General features: G+C 66.6%; 15 protein-coding genes and 1 riboswitch. Of the genes, 14 read left to right on the plus strand and 1 reads right to left on the minus strand.

Annotation, left to right across the window (positions count from 1 at the left end; all coding sequences use genetic code 11):
• Positions 1-94 precede the first annotated feature (94 nt).
• Positions 95-877, plus strand: a complete 783-nt coding sequence (locus ML540_RS04030; RefSeq protein WP_243358684.1) for an alpha/beta fold hydrolase — start codon at positions 95-97, stop codon at positions 875-877.
• A gap of 201 nt (positions 878-1078) precedes the next feature.
• A complete protein-coding gene (tssA, locus tag ML540_RS04035) occupies positions 1079-2647 on the plus strand; it encodes a type VI secretion system protein TssA (RefSeq protein WP_243358685.1) in 1569 nt (522 codons plus the stop codon).
• 6 nt (positions 2648-2653) lie between these two features.
• Here the strand turns inward: tssA and ML540_RS04040 are convergent, their stop codons facing one another.
• Complete coding sequence (locus ML540_RS04040) at positions 2654-2986, minus strand: YegP family protein (RefSeq protein WP_243358686.1); 333 nt, start codon at positions 2984-2986, stop codon at positions 2654-2656.
• Positions 2987-3237: 251 nt separating this feature from the next.
• Here ML540_RS04040 and dnaE point away from each other — a divergent pair, with 251 nt between their 5' ends.
• From dnaE to ribB, 12 genes are all read left to right on the plus strand, one after another.
• Positions 3238-6711: a DNA polymerase III subunit alpha gene (gene dnaE, locus ML540_RS04045; RefSeq protein ID WP_243358687.1), complete on the plus strand. Its 3474-nt coding sequence runs from the start codon at positions 3238-3240 to the stop codon at positions 6709-6711.
• A gap of 12 nt (positions 6712-6723) precedes the next feature.
• Positions 6724-7146, plus strand: a complete 423-nt coding sequence (gene queD, locus ML540_RS04050) for a 6-carboxytetrahydropterin synthase QueD (protein WP_423747875.1) — start codon at positions 6724-6726, stop codon at positions 7144-7146.
• Positions 7143-7610: a D-aminoacyl-tRNA deacylase gene (dtd, locus tag ML540_RS04055; RefSeq protein ID WP_243358688.1), complete on the plus strand. Its 468-nt coding sequence runs from the start codon at positions 7143-7145 to the stop codon at positions 7608-7610. The genes queD and dtd overlap by 4 nt, the downstream gene beginning before the upstream one ends.
• Positions 7610-9160, plus strand: a complete 1551-nt coding sequence (locus ML540_RS04060) for an ATP-binding SpoIIE family protein phosphatase (protein WP_243358689.1) — start codon at positions 7610-7612, stop codon at positions 9158-9160. Before dtd ends, ML540_RS04060 begins: the two co-directional genes overlap by 1 nt.
• Positions 9148-9492 (plus strand): STAS domain-containing protein, encoded by a 345-nt coding sequence (locus ML540_RS04065; RefSeq protein WP_243358690.1) that lies wholly within the window; start codon positions 9148-9150, stop codon positions 9490-9492. Before ML540_RS04060 ends, ML540_RS04065 begins: the two co-directional genes overlap by 13 nt.
• A 6-nt stretch (positions 9493-9498) precedes the next feature.
• Entirely contained in the window at positions 9499-10698 is a 1200-nt protein-coding gene (locus ML540_RS04070) for a CgeB family protein (RefSeq protein WP_243358691.1), read from the plus strand.
• 110 nt (positions 10699-10808) lie between these two features.
• A complete protein-coding gene (locus ML540_RS04075; protein ID WP_243358692.1) occupies positions 10809-12470 on the plus strand; it encodes a glycosyltransferase family 2 protein in 1662 nt (553 codons plus the stop codon).
• A 73-nt stretch (positions 12471-12543) separates the two neighbouring features.
• The gene (locus ML540_RS04080; protein WP_243358693.1) at positions 12544-13935 is read left to right on the plus strand and encodes a glycosyltransferase family 9 protein; all 1392 of its coding nucleotides are present in this window, start codon (positions 12544-12546) and stop codon (positions 13933-13935) included.
• Between the two features lie 150 nt (positions 13936-14085).
• Positions 14086-15819 (plus strand): flagellar hook-length control protein FliK, encoded by a 1734-nt coding sequence (locus tag ML540_RS04085; RefSeq protein WP_243358694.1) that lies wholly within the window; start codon positions 14086-14088, stop codon positions 15817-15819.
• Between the two features lie 18 nt (positions 15820-15837).
• The gene (locus tag ML540_RS04090) at positions 15838-16542 is read left to right on the plus strand and encodes a flagellar hook assembly protein FlgD (RefSeq protein WP_243358695.1); all 705 of its coding nucleotides are present in this window, start codon (positions 15838-15840) and stop codon (positions 16540-16542) included.
• Positions 16543-16582: 40 nt separating this feature from the next.
• Positions 16583-18217: a flagellar hook protein FlgE gene (locus ML540_RS04095; RefSeq protein ID WP_243358696.1), complete on the plus strand. Its 1635-nt coding sequence runs from the start codon at positions 16583-16585 to the stop codon at positions 18215-18217.
• A gap of 224 nt (positions 18218-18441) precedes the next feature.
• Positions 18442-18593, plus strand: a riboswitch (FMN riboswitch).
• A 122-nt stretch (positions 18594-18715) separates the two neighbouring features.
• A complete protein-coding gene (gene ribB, locus ML540_RS04100; RefSeq protein ID WP_243358697.1) occupies positions 18716-19411 on the plus strand; it encodes a 3,4-dihydroxy-2-butanone-4-phosphate synthase in 696 nt (231 codons plus the stop codon).
• Positions 19412-19530: the final 119 nt, after the last annotated feature.

The following is a 19530-nucleotide window of genomic DNA, read 5'->3' on the forward strand; positions in this document are numbered from 1 at the left end:
CAAAAGTGAAGTGTCCAGCGATGCATTCTCGGGAAGTAACATCCCGAAATAGCTGAGTTTGATAGGTGGCCGGGATTTTGCTTCCCCGCCTCGCGTGACCACCTTCATCCTCATCCACGGGGCCTTCACCGGAGGCTGGATCTGGGGCCGCACCGCCCGGGCTCTGGCGCGGCTCGGCCATGAGGTCTGTCGGCCCACCCTCACCGGCTGCGGCGAACGCTCCCACCTGTTGCGTCCCGAGATCGTCCTGGCCATGCACGTGGAGGACCTGGCCCAATTCCTCTTCCACGAAGACATCGACCGGGCCGTGCTCGTAGGGCACGGCTACGGGGCCATGATCGCCTCCGCCGTGGCCCACCGCCACTCCGGCAAGGTGGCCGGGCTCGTGCACCTGGACGGCGTCATCCCAGGTCGCGGCGCGAGCTTCCTGAACGCGCTCGGCAAGGGCTCGACCCGCCTCCACGCCCGCCAGGACGGCTCCGACTGGCTGGTGCCCCCGCCCCCGGCCGAGAGCTACGGCATCGAATGCCGGGAACTGGCCCGCTGGTTCTCCGTGCGGTTGCAGCCGTTCCCGCGCTCCTGCCTGGCGTCGCCGTACCCCTACGGCGGTCGCGACCGGGACCAGCCCGCCGTGTACCTGCGCACCACCGGCCTGGAGGACCCGGCCGTGAAGGCCCAGGCCGCGCGCGCCGCGCTCAAGGGCATGCGCGTGGCCGAACTGGCGACCGGGCCGCTGCCCATGCTCACCAACCCGGGCCGCCTGGCCAAGGTGCTCGACGCCGCCGCGCGGGAGATGCCGCTGGGGGAGGGGAGGAGCAAGGCGGACGGGAGAGTTTCGCCCAGGCGTGAGTGCCGCCGGAAGGACGGAGAAAGATAGGCGGGAGGAAGAGGAAGAAGCCTCCGGCGGCCAAAGGGACCAGTCCCATTGGAATCCCCCTGTCGCTTCGCGGGCTTGAGTGGGCGCACAGCCGGCAAATGTCTTTAGCTGTTGTTGCCCGGGCCGGATTCGGGTTATGGATCGTGCATGGGGACGCCCCTGACGGCCGTCCCGCACGTAACCCCCAATCCGGCGGCATCCATGGACATACGCGACGTAGGCAAGTTTCCCGTTTCCGAGGCGAAGCCCGCCGGAGATGACCCCTCATACGAACCCGAATTCGAACAGCTCCAGGCAGAGATCGACAAGCTCTCCATGCCCTCGGCCAGCGGCCAGGGCATCGACTGGGACAAGGTGCTCAAGCTCGGCGAGGGAGTCCTCACCACCAAGGGCAAGCACCTGCCCACGGCGGCCTACATGGCCGTGGCCCTCATGAAGAAAAAGGCCATCCCCGGACTGGCCGACGGCGTGAACCTGCTGGCCGACGTGGCCACCACATTCTGGGAAACCCTCTACCCTCCCAAGAACCGCATGCGCGGGCGCGCCAACGCCATCGGCTGGTTCCGCGAACAGGTGCGCGCCTTCTTCGACGCCTACACCACCGACGCCGCCTTCCCCAAGGATCTGGCCGACCGGCTGGTCTTGGGCTTCGACACCCTGGACCGCTTCGTGGCCGACAACATTCCCGACGGGCCGGGCCTGCGCGACCTGTTGGAGTTCGTCAAACGCCTGCCCGTGGAGGCACCCAAGGAGGAAACTCCTCCGCCGGCTCCGGCCGATACGGGAGCGCCGGTGCAGACTGGCTCCGGTCCGGCCCAAGGGGGAGGGCAGGCCGCTCCGCGCCCGGCCGCCACGCAATCGGCCGCCGCAACGCCCACGCCCTCGGACCCGGCCGCCGCCGTGGAGGAGTGCCTGAGCCGGATGATCGCCACGGCAGCCGTACTCCTGGAGGCCGACGCGGGCGACCCCAGGGCCTACGCCCTGAATCGCCTGGGCGCGTGGCTCAAGGTCGACGGCCTGCCCCCGGCCGAGCAGGGCCAGACCATGATCCCCCCGCCGGACGAGAGCATAAAATCCTCCATCGCCCAGCTCGTCTCGGGCCGCCAGTTCGAGGCGGCCGCCCGCCGGGCGGAATCCCAGGTGCCGGTGTACCTCTTCTGGCTGGACCTCTCCCGCCTGTCCGCCGAGGCCCTGGACTCCCTCGGCGCCAAGGGCGCCCCGGCCCTGGACGCCCTGAAGGCCCAGGCGGCCCTCTACGTGGCCCGGCTCAAGGGCATCGAGAACATGAGCTTCTCGGACGGCACCCCCTTCGCCGACGCCCAGACCAAGACCTGGCTTAAGTCCTTCGCCCTCGGCTCCGGCCAAGCCGTGGACGCCGCCCTGTCCGATTCGCAGCTGGGCAAGGCCTTGGAGGAGGCGCGGGGGCTAGCGTCCCAGAAGAAGTTCGTGGAGGCGGTCACCACCCTTCAGGACGCTCTGCGTCAGGCCCGTTCGGGCCGGGAGCGCTTCGACGGCCTCATCGCCGTGGCCACTACGCTCTCCCAGTCCGGCCGGGCCGATCTGGCCGGGCCGAATATCGATGAATTGTTGGGGCTTATCGACCAATACAGACTGGAGCAGTGGGAGCCGGACACGGCCCTGCGAGGGCTCTTGGCCGCCTACGACGTGCTGTCCCTGGACGGCGACAACGAGGGGAAGGTCCGCACGCGCCAGGTGCTCTCGCGCATTGCGCGCATCAATCCGGCCGCGGCCATGCGGGTGAGCGGGTAGGGGACTTCAGGCCCGGTCGTCCAGCGCGGCCTTCGGGGCGCATGCCTTGAGCAGCGCTATGGCCTGTCCGAGCCCTTCCGGGGTGGGGTAGGCCGCGCTCACGGCCAGTTCTTCCCCGCATTCGCCAAGAAAATGAAAATAGAATCGGCCGTTGAGGTCCCGGGAGACGTGGTAGCGGCCGTCTTCCGACACGCCGCGCCGGAAGGCGTCGGCGTCTTCCAGGGCGCGGCTCTTGGACGGCCGCGGTGCCCCCTCCAGAATGCTTTCCCCGGACTGGCTCTGGTAGCGGAAGCGGTAGAGTTCCTGATCTGAAGCGACGATGGTGATCTTTCCTGGCATGAAACGGCCTCGCCAAAGTAAAGAAAATTATAGACTACATGTTTTGAAATTTCCACTTATACATATTGACGACCCTGGCACAAGTAGAAAAACCCCTCCTTTTTGCGCCTGTGGGAAAATATATATTATCTGGAATATTCTGGTAGGATTTGATCCGGGCATTGGCAGCGGCAGAGGAATGGGCTAGGACTTTGGTCGCGCGCGGTCTTTGGGCGCTATAACTACATCCATAAATTACAAATAGTTGGACTATGGCAGACTTCGTACACCTTCATTGCCACACGGAATATTCCCTGCTCGACGGGGCCATCCGCATCGGGGACCTGATCAAGCGGGCCAAGGAATTCGGCTGTCCGGCGGCGGCCATCACCGACCACGGCAACATGCACGGGGCCCTGGTCTTCTACGAGTACTGCCTCAAGGCCGGGATCAAGCCCATCGTGGGCTGCGAGGTCTACGTGGCCAAGGGGGACAGAAAAAGCAAGGACGCCCGCTCCCCCCGAGACGCGGGCTACCACCTGGTCCTGCTGGCTCAGAACCTCACGGGCTTTCGAAACCTGCTCAAGCTCTCCACGGAGGGCTACCTCACCGGCTTTCATTACAAGCCCCGCGTGGACAAGGCCCTGCTTGCCGCCCACAACGAGGGCATCATCGCCCTGTCGGCCTGCCTGAAGGGCGAGATCCACCAGGCCCTGCTCAAGGAGGGCATGGACGCCGGGCGCGAGATGGCCCGGCAGTACATGTCGCTTTTTCCCGACCGGCTCTACCTGGAGCTTCAGGCCAACGACCTGCCCGAGCAGGCCCAGCTCAACAAGCTGGTGATCGAGCTGGCGGACGAGATCAAGCTGCCCCTGGTGGCCACCAACGACTGCCACTACCTGAACGCCGACGACGCCTCGGCCCACGACGTGCTCCTGTGCATCCAGACCCAGGCCCAGGTGGACGACGTCAAGCGCATGCGCTTCACCACCCAGGAGCTCTACTACCGCTCGCCCGAGGAGATGGCCGCCTCCTTCCCCGGGCTGTCCCAGGCCCTGGCCAACACCTGCGAGATCGCCGAACGCGTCAACCTGGAGCTGGACCTCAAGACCTACCATTTCCCGGTCTACGAGGTGGCCCCGGGCAAGTCCCTGGACGACGAGATGGCGGACATGGCCCGCGACGGCCTCAAGGCCCGCCTGGCGGTCATGAACCTCTCCCCCGAGGAGGAGAAGAAGTACTGGGACCGCCTGGACTACGAGCTGGACGTCATCACCAAGATGGGCTTCCCCGGCTACTTCCTCATCGTGCAGGACTTCATCAACTGGGCCAAGCGCCAGGGCATCCCCGTGGGTCCCGGACGCGGAAGCGCGGCCGGGTCCATCGTGGCCTGGGCGCTGCGCATCACCAACCTGGACCCGTTGCCCTACGACCTTCTCTTCGAGCGCTTTCTCAATATCGAGCGCATCTCCATGCCCGATATCGACGTGGACTTCTGCGAACGCCGCCGCACCGAGGTGATCCGCTACGTCTCGGAGAAGTACGGGCGCGACTCGGTGGCCCAGATCACCACCTTCGGCACCATGAAGGCCAAGGCCGTGGTGCGCGACGTGGGCCGGGCCCTGGGCATGAGCTACGGCGAAACCGACCGCATCGCCAAGCTCATCCCCGAAGACCTGAAGATGACCATCGACAAGGCCCTGAACATGGAGCCGGAGCTGTCCGTGCTCGTGGAGCAGGACCCCAAGATCGCCCGGCTCATCGACGTGTCGCGCCGTCTGGAGGGCCTGTCCCGGCACGCCTCCACCCACGCGGCGGGTGTGGTCATCTCCGACCTGCCCATGACCGAGTACGTGCCGCTCTACCAGGGCAAGAACCAGGAAATCGTCACCCAGTGGGACATGAAGCGGGTGGAGAAGATCGGCCTGGTCAAGTTCGACTTCCTGGGGCTTAAGACCATGACCGTGATCCAGGACGCCCTGGAGATCATCCGGGGCATGGGCCAGGAGCCGCCGGACCTGGACAGCCTGCCCCTCACCGACAGGGACACCTACGACCTCTTCTCGCGCGGCGATACCGACGGCATCTTCCAGGTGGAATCCGACGGCATGCGCAAGTACCTGCGCCAGCTCAAGCCCAACTGCTTCGAGGACATCATCGCCATGCTGGCCCTGTACCGCCCCGGCCCCCTGGGCTCGGGCATGGTGCAGGAGTTCATCGACCGCAAGCACGGCATCGTCGAGGTCAAATACCCCCACCCGGACCTGGAGCCGGTGCTCAAGCCCACCTACGGCGTCATCGTGTACCAGGAACAGGTCATGCAGATCGCCCAGGTGCTCTCGGGGTACTCCCTGGGCGAGGGTGACCTGCTGCGCCGGGCAATGGGCAAGAAGATCGCCGAGGAGATGGCCAAGCAGCGCACCCGGTTCCTGGAGGGCACGCGCAAGAAGGCCATCCCCGACGACCAGGCCAACGAAATCTTCGACTTGATGGAGAAGTTCGCCGAATACGGGTTCAACAAGTCCCACTCGGCGGCCTACGCGCTCATCTCCTACCATACGGCGTACCTGAAGACCCACTTCCCCCTGGCGTTCATGGCCGCGCTGATCACGAGCGACATTGAAAACCAGGACAAGGTCCTCAAATACATCTCCGACTGCTCGGACAAGGACCTGGAGGTCCTGCCCCCGGACGTGAACCTGTCCATGCGCCACTTCAGCGTCAAGGACGACAGGATCGTCTACGGCCTGGCCGGCATCAAGAACGTGGGCGCGGAAGCCATCAACGAGATCGTGCGCGAGCGCGAGGAGAACGGCCCCTACGAGAGCCTTTTGGACCTGACCTCCCGGGTGAACCTGCGCAAGGTGACCAAGCGGGTGCTGGAGTTCTGCATCAAGGCCGGGGCCATGGACTCCTTCGGCCTGCCGCGCGCCGCCCTGGCCGCGGGGCTGGACAAGGTGGTGTCCCAGGGCCAGAAACGCGCCGAGGACAAGAACTCCGGCCAGCTCTCCCTCATGAGCCTAGCGCCGGCCCCCAAGAGCAAGAGCACGGGACTTGGCCTCAACTGCGAGGAGGCCACCGTGCCCGAGTGGCCCCACGAGGAGCTCATGGCCCGCGAGAAGGAGGCCCTGGGCTTCTACCTCACCAGCCACCCCCTCAAGGTCTACGCCCGCGACATCCGGCGCATGGGCATCAAGACCCTCTCCGAGTGCAAGGGCTACGCCCCGGACTGCGAGGTCAAGGTGGCCGCGGTCATCACCACCAAGAAGGAGCACATCACCAAGAAGGGCTCCAAGATGGCCTTCTGCGGCCTGGAGGACATCGCGGGCGACGGCGAGGCCATCTTCTTCCCCGAGGCGTACGCCAGCTGCCGGGAATTGCTGGAAGGGGACCAGCCGCTTCTGATCACGGCCAAGATCGGCAAGGACCGCGACGCCGAGGAAGGCGGAGACCATCCGGTGAAGCTCAAGCTGATGGTGGAGTCGGCGCGTTCGCTCTCCGAGGCCGTGGCCGCCGGGGACGAGCCCATCGAGGTGCGCGTGGAGGCCCGCTCCTGCCGCACCCTTGCGGGACTCAAGGAAATCTTTAATAAGTATCCAGGCCCGGCCAAGATACGGCTGCGCCTTGTGTACGACGACCTGGAATGCCTGACGGGGCTCGCCGACGAGATTTCGGTGGGGCCGTGCCCGGAATTCTGGCAAGCCGTGGACGACTGCCTGGCCGAGGCGGCCAAGGCAACGGCCTAAAGGGGATAAAACGTGACGACCAAGACCGCTTCCGATCGCCAGCCCATGCGCAGGGGCCTGTTCCGGCTCACGGTGACGGACGATTTTTCCTCCGCGCACTGCCTGCGCAACTACAAGGGGCCCTGCGAGGCCCTGCACGGGCACAACTTCGTGGTGGAGGCCGTGTTCGAGGGCGACCGCCTGACCCAGGACACGGAAATGCTCATGGACTTCAAGGAGCTCAAGGGATTCCTCAAGCAGGTGCTGGACAAGCTGGACCACACCCACCTGAACAACGTGCCCTATTTCCAGCGGCGAAACCCCACCGCCGAGAACCTGGCCCGCTACATCTACTGGGAGCTGGGCAGGCTCCTGGAAGGCCAGCCCGCCCAGGTCCACGAGGTGAGCGTGTTCGAGAAGGCCACCAGCAAGGCCACCTATTTCGAGGTTCCGTGAGGCTTCTCGTCCAGCGGGTGAAAAGGGCTTCGGTGGACGTGGCCGATGAGCGCGTGGCCCAAGTCGGCCCGGGTTTTCTCGTGCTGGCGGGATTCGGGCCGGACGACGGCCCGGGCGCGCCGGACGCCGCATGGTGGCGGACCATGGTGGAAAAGCTCCCCAAACTGCGGGTGTTCCCCGACGAGGCGGGCAAGATGAACCTGAGCCTGGCCGACTTCGGAGGCGAGGTGCTGGCCGTCTCCCAGTTCACCCTCTACGCGGACTGCCGCAAGGGGCTTCGCCCCTCGTTCTCGCGCGCGGCCGGCCCGGGCGTGGCCAGCGCCCTCTTCGACAGGCTCTGCGACGACCTCGAGTCCCTGCTTCCCGGCAGGGTCCGGCGGGGCGTGTTCGGGGCGGACATGGCCGTGGAACTGGTGAACTGGGGGCCCGTCACCATCATGCTCGACAGCCGGGATTTCTCCTGATGGCTTCCCCCGAGAACAGCATCCGCGTCCTTCTGGTGGACGACTCCAAGACGGTCATCCGCCTGCTCACCTACATCCTTGGGCAGCAGTACGTGCTCCAGACCGCCGAGGACGGCCAGGAGGCCATCGAGGCCCACGCCGCCTTCAAGCCCGACATCATCATCCTGGACATGAACATGCCCATGAAGTCGGGGCTGGAGGTGATGCAGCACATCCGGGGCGTGGTGCAGGACCACGAGGTGCAGATCATCGTGCTCACCGCCCAGGACACCAATGCCTTCAAGGCCCGGGCCTTCGCCGCCGGGGCCAACGACTTTCTGGGCAAGCCCTTCGACCGCGAGGAGCTGCTGGCCCGGGTGGGAGCGGCCGCGCGGCAGGTGCACCTGACCCGCAGGCTCCGGCAGGCCTACGAGCGCATCAGCCGCGAGATCGACCTGGTGGCGGGATTGCAGAAGCGCCTGCTGCCGGACTGCTCGCCGATCCTGGGCGAGACCAACGTGGAGTGCTTCTACCGCCCTTCCGGACGGGCCAGCGGCGACTACTACGACTTCTTCACCCTGCCCGACGGCAACATCCGCGCGGTCATGGCCGACGTGTCCGGCCACGGGGCCAGGGCGGCCTTCCTCATGGCCGTGGTGCGCACCCTGGTGCGCATCTCCCAGACGCACTACCTCTCCCTGGCCGAGACCCTTTCCCTGGCCAGCCACCACCTTTTGTCCTCCATCGGCGACGAGCCCGACTTCGTGACCCTGGCCGCCGCCGACATCGACCCCGACGAGGGCGTCCTGACCTACGCCAACGCCGGGCACTGCCCGCCGCTTCTGTGGTCCGGCGGCAAGGCCCAGTGGCTCGAGCCCACGGGGTCGGTGCTGGGGTTCTTCGACCAGGAGTTCAAGACCAGGACCGTGCGCTTCACCAAGCCGGCCGGGCTCTTCCTCTACACCGACGGCTGGTACGAGTGGCGCAACCTGGACCGGGAGATCTTCGGCCTGGAGAGCTTCAAGGATCTGGCCGAATCGCTTCTGGCCAAGGACCGCTTCTCCTTGAGCACGCTTCTGGAGAACCTGAGCGGCGAGAGGGCCGGGCCGGTTTTCACCGATGACGTCACCGCCCTGTGGGTGAGCGTGGGCAGTCCTCTCACCCGGGTGTTCAGCGCCATTTCCAGCCCCGGGGCCAGCCGCTCGCTGGCCAGACAGGCGGTGGGAGCCCTGGACGCGTTCGTGTCCGACCCGGACATCCTCCACGATCTGGACATCGTGCTCACCGAGGCTTGCGCCAACGTCACCCGCCACGCCTACGACGGCGGCGAGGGGCCGGTTGAGGTGCGCCTACGCCTGCATCCGGGCGCATCCGTGGAGCTGGAGGTGGCGGACTGGGGCAAGGGCTTCGGCGACAAGGTGAACTTCGAGAACGCGGCTCCGGAGTCCGAGTGCGGCCGGGGCATGTTCATCATCTGCAAGCTTTCGGATTCGTGTGAACTCAAACGCCGCGGCAGGGAGAACGTCCTGCGCGTGGTCAAACGCATCAGGAAGGACCTGTGGAAAATCTGACCTGGATTCACAAGGGCGGCGCTCTCGTTGCGAGGTATTCCGGTGAGATCACCATGGATATCACCCAGGACTTCAAACGCGAGATGGAACGGGCTCTGGAGGAGGACAAGTCCGCCACCCTGGTGCTGGACCTCTCCGACGTGAGCTTCATGGACTCCTCGGGCATCGGCTTTCTGGTGGCCTGCAACACCAGGCTCCAGGCGTCGGGCCGGGTGCTGGTGCTCTTCGCACCGAGCCCCCAGGTGAGGAAAACCCTGGGGCTGGTGCAGCTGCTGGAGTTCTTCAAGGTGGCCGAGTCCGAGCAGGAGCTGGACGCCCTCTCCGGCAGGTGACCGCCCATGCCTGAATCGCCGAGGGTGCTTCTCGTCACCAGCCGGTTCTTCCTGCTGGGCGAGGTCATGAACGCCTTCGACCGCATGGGGGTCGGCTACCGCTACCTGGACACCGGCGGGGACGAGCTGGAACTCGAGGGGTACCTCAAGACCCTCATCGGCCTCATCAAGGAGTTCCGCCCCCATTTCGCGCTCACGGTCAACCACTTGGGCGTGGACCACGAGGGGGTGCTCACCGGTATTCTGTCGCGCCTGGACATCCCCCTGGCCTCCTGGTTCGTGGACAACCCGGCCCTGGCCCTGGCCCTGTATTCCAACCCGGCCGCCAAGCGCACGGCGGTGTTCACCTGGGACGCCGACAACCTGGACCCTTTGCGCCGGGGGGGCTTCGACAACGTCTTCTACCTTCCCCTGGCCACCGACGAGCGCCGCTTCGCCCCGCCCGCAAGCCCGGCTCCCACGGACCATCCCTGGCGGGCGCGCGTGAGCTTCGTGGGCAACTCCATGGTCATCAAGACCGCCAAGCGCCTGGAATACGCCGCGCCCGGCCCGCGCCTGCTGGCGGCAACCGGCCAGATCGCGGCGGCATTCGGCGAGCACCCCGAATGGAGCGTGCGCACCTTCATGGCCGGACACTTCCCGCACCTGATGGAGGATTTCGCGGCCCTTAACACGCCGCAGCGCCAACTGGCCTACGAGACGGCTGTCATTTGGGAGTCCACCCGCCAATACCGGGCGGCCTGCCTTTCGCAACTTATGGATTTTTCCCCGCTCATCGCCGGTGACGAGGGCTGGCTGGCCACCTTCCCGGACAAGAACGTCCGTTGGCGCAGGATCGCGGAGCTGGCCTACTATGACCAGCTCCCGGGCTTTTATCCGCTCTCGGACATCAACTTCAACTGCACCAGCCTGCAGATGAAGGGCGCAGTGAACCAGCGGGTGTTCGACGTTCCCGCCTGCGGGGCGTTCCTGCTCACGGACCATCGCGCCCAGATGGAACGACTCTTCGAGCCCGGCCGGGAGGTGGCCGTGTACGGCGATCCCGCCGAGATTCCGGAACTGGTCCGCCACTACCTGGCCCATCCGGAAGAGCGCGCCAGAATCGCCGCCGCGGCGCGCCAGCGGGTACTGGCCGAGCACACCTACGTGAGGCGCATGGGGCAGCTTTTGGACGTCGTGGGCGACACGTTCGGGCTCTTTTCCTAAAGACCGCAGGTCCGGTCGAAAACGGCTTCACGCTCCCGCCCTGGACGCGAAGCGAAACGGGATTCCAAAGGGAAGAACTCCCTTTGGCCGCCGGAGGCCTCTTCACCCCCATGTCCTGGCTGCTCGAAACTCTCCCACCTCCCCTGCGCACAGCCCTGGTCCACGGTTCCGAGGGCGCAGGACATCTTGCGTCCTGCGCGCGGCTGGCCGCCGAGGCCGGGCTCACCTCCCTGGCCGCCGACCTCCTCCTGGCCGCTTGGGCCGAATCCCCGCTGGACGCGGTCCTGGCCGGGCAGGTCGCGGCGCTGGCCCCGGCTCCTCCTGCCGCCCGGGATCTGGCCGCCCACGTTGCGGGCAATTCGTCCGCTCCCCCGGACCTCTCGTACTACCGCCGCCTGGCCGAGCGCCGGGACACGGCCAAGATCAAGAATTTCCTCTCCCTGCAAAGTTCCAAGGAACCCGGCAACCTCTTCTGGGCGCGCCTTGGCCTGACCCACGCCCTGGACGCCGAGGACTGGGACTGGGTCGCCCAGGTCACGGCCGGGCTGCCCGAGCCGCTGGCCAAGCTCATCGGCGGCGACGCGGCCATGATGCGCGGCGACGCCTTGGCCGGGCTTGAGAACTACGCGGACTGCGCCTGCCTGATGCAAGGACCGGGACGTTCCGGCCCGGGGGGAGTGTCCGGCGAGCCGGGTGGGGGGGGAGATGGAGCGGAGGGTTTCGCCGGTCTTCCGGGCCTGGAAATCCGGCTGGGGCTGGCCAACCTGGGCCTGGGGGACGAGGAGGGGGCTCTGAACCGGCTCGCGGCGGGGCTTGCCCGCCAGCCCTGGCGGGTGCAGACCCTGCTGGTCCTCCATGACCTGGCCCGGGGGCGGCGCGTGCTTTCCGGCAGGCTTCCCGGCCGTGTGGAGATTCTGCTCTACACCTGCAACAAGGCCCATGATATCGAGCGCACCCTGCAAAGCCTGTTCGAATCCGATCTCGGCGGGGCAGGGCTCACGGTGCTGGACAACGGCAGCACGGACGCTACCGGCGAGGTGCTGGCCGCCTGGACCGGACGCTTCGGGCCGGACCGCCTGCGCACGGTGTCCCTGCCGGTGAACGTGGGGGCTCCGGCCGCGCGCAACTGGCTCATGAGCCTCAAGCACGTGCGCTCAAGCGACTGGGCGGCGTTCCTGGACGACGACGTGAATCTGCCCGGAGACTGGCTGGGTCGCCTGGGCGCGGCGACGGCCCTCTATCCCGAGGCGGGCGTGTGGGGAGCGCGGGTGGTTGATTTCGCGCGCCCGGCCCATGTGCAGTCCGCCGATGTATTTCTTGATCCCTCACCCGGAGAGGCGGGGGAGGGGATGCGCCGCTTCGAGCTGTCCTCCGTCCACCACCAGACCCTGGACCGGGGGCAGTTCGCCTATCTGCGCCCCTGCGCCACGGTGACGGGTTGCTGCCACCTCTTCCGGACCTCCGGACTGCTGAGCCAGGGCGGGTTCGACCTGCGCTATTCGCCGTCGCAGTACGACGACCTGGACCACGACATCCGCCTGCTGCTGGCGGGACAGACTCCGGTGTACCAGGGGCACCTGGCGGTAAGGCATTTCAAGTCCACGGGGAGTCAGGGCGCTGCGGGACAGTCCCAGTATTCCGTAGGATGGGCCAACCAGTACAAATTGCACCAGAAATTCGATCCGGCGAGCTTCGCCCAGGCTGCCCAGGAGGCGGACGCGGCCGCCTGGGACGACGCCCTGGCCAAATGGCGGGCCAGCGCGGCGGACTGACCCCGGGCCGGCCTTGTCTTTTCCTGCGCTAACGCACTACATACCTCCTACGCGCGGCCAGCGCGGCGAAATCATGGTTAAACCCGTTCTTATCCTACAGATGCAGCGCATGGGGGACATCATCCTGTCCTTCCCCCTGTTTCTCTGGATGCGCCGCAACGCCCCGGACCGGCCCATATGGGTCGTGGCCGAGCCCGGCTTCTACACCGACCTCCTGGGCGTCTCCCCTCCGGCCGTGTACCTGCCCTGGACGGCCACCCATGAGCTTTTCGCCCGGGACTATCAGCTCATCGTCAACCTGAGCCACCGCCCCGAGGCGGCGAAGCTTGCCGGGGAACTCCAGGCAGGGCTCAAGTTCGGCCCGGTGCAGGGCGAGACGGGGCTTCGGGTCCACGGCCGCTGGCAGCTCTACCGGACTTCCCTCACAGGCAACAATCGCCACAACCGCTACCACTGGGCCGAGCTCAACGCCCTGGACTGCGTGGACAGGGGATGTTTCCCGGCCACGCACTTCGATCCGCCCCGCAAGCCAGCCGGGCGCGGCGATCCCGTGGGCCTGTTCGTGGGGGCCAGCCAGGAGGAGAAACGCCCGGACGCGGCCTTCTGGGCCTCCCTGGCCCGGGAGCTCGAACGCCGGGGACTCAAGGTGGTGCTGCTGGGCGGCCCGGGGGACGTGGCCCTGTGCGAGGAGGTCAAGCGGCTGCACGGCGGCCGCCTGGTGGACACCTGCGGCAAGCTTGGGCTCAAGGAGTTCATGGCCGTGGGCCAGACGCTCTCGCTCATGATCACCCCGGACACCGGGCCCATGCACCTGGCGGCCTGGTCGGGACTTGCCACCCTCAACCTCTCCATGGGGCCGGTGAACCCCTGGGAGACCGCCCCCTATCCGCCGGGGCATTACGTGCTGCGCGCGGCCATGTCCTGCGTGGACTGCTGGCGGTGCCGCTTCGACCGGCCCCTGTGCCACGACCGCTTCGATCCGGTCCAGGTGGCCTACCTGGCCTGGCGGCTCACCGGCGGCGCTTCGAGCCGCCTGTCCTCGCCGCCCCGGACGCGCCTGTACCGCACCGGGCGCACCCTGGAGGGGTTCTACGACCTGGTCCCCGTGGGCCAGCGGGGCCGCAGGGCCTCGGACATGGTGGGCGAGTTCTGGCGCGGCATGTTCGGGGCCGCGTTCGGCCTCTGGGACGACGACAAGCCCGCGCGGATCTGGAAGGAACTGGCCGAATTCCAGCCAGCCCTGGCCCGGGCCTTCAACGCCGCGGCCCTGGGACTGGCCGGGCGGATCAAGAAGGCCCTGCTTTCGGGATCGGCCCGGGGAGAGGAGTTCTGGGCGTCCTCCCCGCCCATGCTGCGTCCCCTGGCGGGCTACATGCACATGCTCCTGGAGAATTCCGATTTTTCCCGCGAATCCCTGGGCGCGTGCCTGGCCCTGATGGAACGGCTCAGGTCCGTGACGGCCTGACGACCGCCGGGCGTCCCTGACCCGGAAGCCTCTTCCGGCTGGCAGGGCCTAAGGAAAATACTTCCCCCTCTCGTATTTTTCAACATACTGATATTGCGATGTTTTTCTTTGGAACGGCTCTTGAAGGAAGGGGCCCGTCAGGAGGAAGACATGCAAATCGTTCCCAGCCAGATTTCTCCCTTAAATTTTCTCTCCCTGGACATGTTCCAGGTTCCGTCCCTTGCTGGCAGAGGGGCCTCCTATTTCGCCGACCTTCTCAAGCCCGGCGGCGACACGGCGAGCGCGTCTGCGATGCCCCAGGCCGCCTTGGATACGCTGGCCAACACGGCGGCTCCCCAGATTGCCCAGACCTCCCAGGTGGTGTCCGCCAAGGCGGCGCAGCTCGCCGAGCCGGAAATGCCCGGCGAACACCTGAACGAATCCATGAGCAGCGTGAAGCTGACCCAGGACGATTTCGACAAGCTCAAGGACAAGCTGGAGTCGGCCGGGGTTCCCAAGGAGAAGGTCGAGGAGCTCGGCAAGAAGCTGCAGAGCCCGGACGGCCTCACCTGGGGCCAGCTCATGCAGACGGTGCACAAGGAAGTGCTCGCGCAGGCCACCAAGCCCGTGAACCTCACCGACGAGGACAAGTCGGCCATCTCGTCGCTCCTGACCAAGCTGGGCTTCGACGCCAAGCAGTCCGGCGAGATGATCGACGCCATGGCCAGCGGCAAGTCCGGCAAGGTGCTGAACGCCATTTACGCCAAGATCGGCACCTTGGACCCCGACCAGACAATCAGCCTGGGCAAGGACGAGATGGCCGCCCTAGGCAAGGCCTTGAAGCTCCCGGACAGCACCCAGCAACGCCTGATGGCCCAGTTCGGCAACCAGGACAGCCTGGATATCACCGGGGACGCGGCCAAGCAGCTTTTCGCCCAGATCAAGGGTGAGTACGCCGGGGTGCTGTCCCAGGCCAAGGACGCCCTGAAGGCGGCCCACGACGCCATTGCCCCGGTCATGGAGCAGGCTCGCGAGCGCGTGGGCATCGCCCAGCAGGGCCTGGAAGCCAAGACCCAGGCCGACCAGTTCAAGACCGACCACATGGTCAAGGACGCCCAGGACGGGAACGCCAAACCTTCCCAGTCCCAGTCCCAGTCCCAAGCCAAGAACCAGCCTGGAACGGGCGGCCAGTCCGATTCGGGGCAGGTCCAGAAGGATCCCCGCCAGGGAACCTTGGGCAACCAGGATTCGGGCGGCGCTTCCAGCCAGAAGAACTCCCAGGGGAACGCCTGGAGCGAATTCGTCGCCAAGGTCCGCACGGACACCGACTCCCAGCTCACCTCCGACGGCCGCCTCATGGCGGGCGCGGGCCTGGCCGGGCAGGCTTCCTCGGCGGCGGCCGCGACCCTGGCCAAGGGCGCGGACACCCAGGTGCTCAAGGCCCAGTCCACCCAGTTCCTCGACCAGGTGCAGACGGGCCTGCTCAAGAACATGGGGCAGGGCGTCAAGCAGCTCTCCCTGGAGCTGACCCCGGACAACCTGGGCAAGCTGAACGTGGTGCTCTCGGTGAAAGGCAAGGACGTCCAGGCGGTCATCAAGGCCGAATCGCCCGAAGCCGAAAAGATGCTCTCCGAGAACCTCCAGCAGATCAAGCAGAGCCTGGAGAACCAGGGCCTGACCGTCTCCAAGCTGGAAGTGCGCACGGGCCTGTCGCAGGATTCCGGCCTCGGGCAGCAATGGGGCGGAGCGGAGAAGCACAACCTCTCCCAGGAGCGGCGCGAGGCCCTGGAGCGCATGCGCACTTCGTCCATCCTTTCGGGGGACGGCGGCGGCTTGGCCCGGCAGATGCAGAGTAGTGGGGCAGAGGTAAAAATTTCCCAGGGCGGCCTGAACATCATCGCCTAGTTCGCCCAGAGGTGTCCCATGAGCAGCGTATATACCGATCCAGCCACCGGAGCCACGACCCAGCTTGGAGCCATGAGCCAGCTGACCCCGTCTTCCGGAAAGTCATCGCTCGGAAGCAGCGACTTCCTCACCCTGCTGTTTGCCCAGCTGCAGAACCAGGACCCCCTGAATCCCCAGGACGACAAGGATTTCACCGCCCAGCTGGCCCAGTTCTCGAGCCTTGAACAGCTCACGAACCTGAACTCCGGCATGGGCAAGCTCATCACCGCCACCAACCAGCAGCAGATGTTCTCGGCGGTGGGGTTCATGGGCAAGCAGGTGACGGCCTCCGGCAGCACCCTCGCCAAGTCCGGCGGCAGCGTGAGCGCGCTCTACTACACGCTTCCGGCGGCAGCTTCCTCGGTCACCGTGAACATCATGGACGCCAACGGCAACATCATCCGTTCCGTGTCCCAGGGCGCGCAGGCGGCGGGAAGCCAGAGCTTCCAGTGGGACGGCAAGGACTCCAACGGCAACCTCGTGCCCGACGGCACGTACTCCACGGGCGTGACCACGCTTGGGTCCGACGGCAAGCCGCTGATGGTGACCACTTCGGTGACGGGCCTGGTCACGGGCGTCTCATCGGACAGCACGACGGGCTCCTACATGCTGACCACCCAGGACGGCAGAAAGATAAATCTCATGGACGTTCAGGGCGTCGTGACGCCCACCACGTCCTCCTAATAGGCAACATTTTCCGGATCGAATTTCTCGGAGGTAGGTTATGGGTCTCTCGACATCAATGTGGTCAGGCGTCACCGGCCTGCTGGCCCATGGCGACAAGATGGGCATCATCGGCAACAACCTGGCGAACGTGAACACCATCGGCTACAAATCGGCCCGCATGGACTTTGAGGATCTGCTCTACACCAACATCGGCACGGGCTCCGGAACCTCGCAGCTCGGCCAGGGCGTGCGCACGGAGGCCATCCTCTCCGACTTCACCCAGGGCGGTTTCCAGACTTCCAACGAGACCACCGACATGGCCATCTCCGGCTCGGGCTTCTTCACCGTGCACGACCGGGGCAACCAGGCCACCTACTACACCCGGGCGGGCAACTTCCGCTTCGACAACAACGGCTATCTGGTGGACCCGAACAACTATGCCGTGCAGGGCTGGCAGGTGGACTCGGCGTCGCTGCGCGCCGAGAGGGCCAACGGCCAGACCATCACCCGGGTGCCCACCAAGGGCGCGGTCACCGACGTGCGCCTGGACACCCTGGCCCTGGCCGCCCAGCCCACCAACACCGTGACCCTTATTTCCAACCTGGACCCTTCCACGGCCAGCAAGTCCACCAGCTCAACCAACCCGTTCTTCTCGCTGTTCCAGAACTACAACTACAACCCGGCCCGCCCCTCGGACAACCCCCTGCCGGACACCTCCTTCGGGTTCCAGAACACCCTCAAGGTGTACGACCAGCGCGGCGGATCGCACGACCTGACCGTCTACTACGACAAGGTCTCGGACGTGGGCGGCAAGGAATACTGGGAATACATGGTCACCTGCAACCCGCAGGAAGACGGACGCCAGTTCACTATAGGCGGCGTGCAGCAGAACATGGCCTCCAACTCCAAGGCCGGCGTGCTGATGCTCGGCACCATGGTCTTCAACGACTCGGGCGTGCTGCAGAACCAGACCTCCTACACGCTCAACTCCAATACCCTGGCCAACCCGGTCAGCAACCTCTCCGACTGGACCCTGGCCAAGATATCCGGCTCCGGCTACCCCGTGTTCACCGGCAACTTCCGCAGCGTCTCCGGGGCCAGCACCACCACGGCCTCCAACGCGGTGTCCATGTCGCTCAGCTTCGGGCTGCGCAGCGCCAACACCACCTGGAATACCACCGCTACGGACGCCTCCATGATCGGGCTGTCGCACCTGTCCAACGCCTCGGTCCTGCAAGGCTTCGATCCTTCGACCGATGTGCTGAACAATCTGCACACTACCAACTTCGCGGCAGCAAGCTCGCCGCTGTTCATCTCCCAGGACGGGTATCCCCCGGGAACGCTGCAGGGCGTGTCGGTGTCCAGCGACGGCGTGCTGACCGGCCGCTATTCCAACGGCCAGACGCAGGAGCTCTACGTGATCTCCCTGGCGGACTTCGCCAGCCCCTGGGGACTCAAGCGGGACGGCGGCAACCTCTTCTCGCAGACACGCGAGTCGGGCGACGCGGTGGTGGGCCGTGCCAACACGGGCAGGCTCGGGTCCATCGCCAGCAACTCGCTGGAGACCTCCAACGTGGACATGGCCCGGGAAATGGTGGAGATGATCCAGACCCAGCGCGGCTTCCAGGCCAACTCCAAGATCATCACCACCGCGGACACCATGCTGTCGGAAGTCATCCAGCTCAAGCGCTAGGCTTGAAACTGCGACGAAACTCAAAACGCCGGGCGCGCAAGCGCCCGGCGTTCTTTCGTTGGAGCGCAGGAGTGGGCGCCGGGCGGGAGGGGGCTCGGAACGCGCCGGGGCCTGGCAGGAGCGCTCCGGCTTCCGGCCTCCGCCAAGCCCAGGCTTCGCCCGGCGGCAGATATTTCCGGGGGCGCGGCCGCTTGCGCGGGCGTGCGTTTACGGGTAGCTCTCGCCCTTGTCCTCAGGGCGGGGTGGAATTCCCCACCGGCGGTATCCCGGCTTGTTCCGGGGAGCCCGCGAGCGCCCGCGCGCAACCCGCGCGGGGTCAGCAGATCCGGTGAGACGCCGGAGCCGACGGTCACAGTCCGGATGGAAGAGGAACAGACGGGAGCCTTCCCCGCCGCCGGACCCCTCCCCGGCGCGTGGCCGGCGCGCCTTCCGCGTCCGGCGTCGATCCTTTCTCACGCCCTGATTCTGGTAACCTTCAGCCTGCAAGGGAGCATTACCATGAATCAGCACGCGACCAACGTGCCTGCGCATTCATCGAACGAAGTAGAGGAGGCCCTGCGCGCCCTGCGCGGCGGCCAAGGCGTCCTCGTGGTGGACGACGAAAGCCGCGAGAACGAGGGCGACCTCGTCTTCGCGGCCCAGACCCTCACCGAAAAACAGATGGCCATGCTCATACGGGAGTGCAGCGGCATCGTCTGCCTGTGCCTGACCGAAGAAAAGGCGGACGCCCTGGCCCTGCCCCCGATGGTGGAGGAGAACACGAGCCGCCACGGCACGGCCTTCACCGTGACCATCGAGGCCGCGCGCGGCGTGACCACCGGGGTCAGCGCCGCGGACAGGGTGGCCACGGTCCGCGCGGCCGCCGCCCCCGGCGCCCGGCCCCAGGACCTGAGCCGCCCAGGGCATGTGTTCCCCCTGAGGGCCCGGCCCGGAGGCGTCCTGGAGCGCCCGGGGCACACCGAGGCGGTGGTCGATCTCGCGCGGCTGGCCGGGTTCGATCCTTGCGGGGTGCTGTGCGAGCTGACCAATCCCGACGGCACCATGGCCCGCATGCCCGAGATCCGGGCCTTCGCCCGGCAGCACGGCCTTCCCGTGCTGACCATCGAGGCCCTGGTCGCCCACCGCCGGGCCCTGGAGGCGCAGGCGTCCGGGCCCTGCGCCTTCCCCGCCGCAACGGACCAAAGCGCGGCATAACGCCGCGTCGGCGCGCCGCAAGGGCCGATGGCCCTGACGCCTGAACATGCAGGCGCAAGCGGCGCCCGCAAGCATCAAGAAGCCCGTCCGCCCGGAGGGGAGCCCCCGTGGGGCTGGGC

Origin of the sequence: Fundidesulfovibrio terrae, assembly GCF_022808915.1 — a bacterium.
GTDB classification, from domain to species: Bacteria; Desulfobacterota; Desulfovibrionia; order Desulfovibrionales; family Desulfovibrionaceae; genus Fundidesulfovibrio; species Fundidesulfovibrio terrae.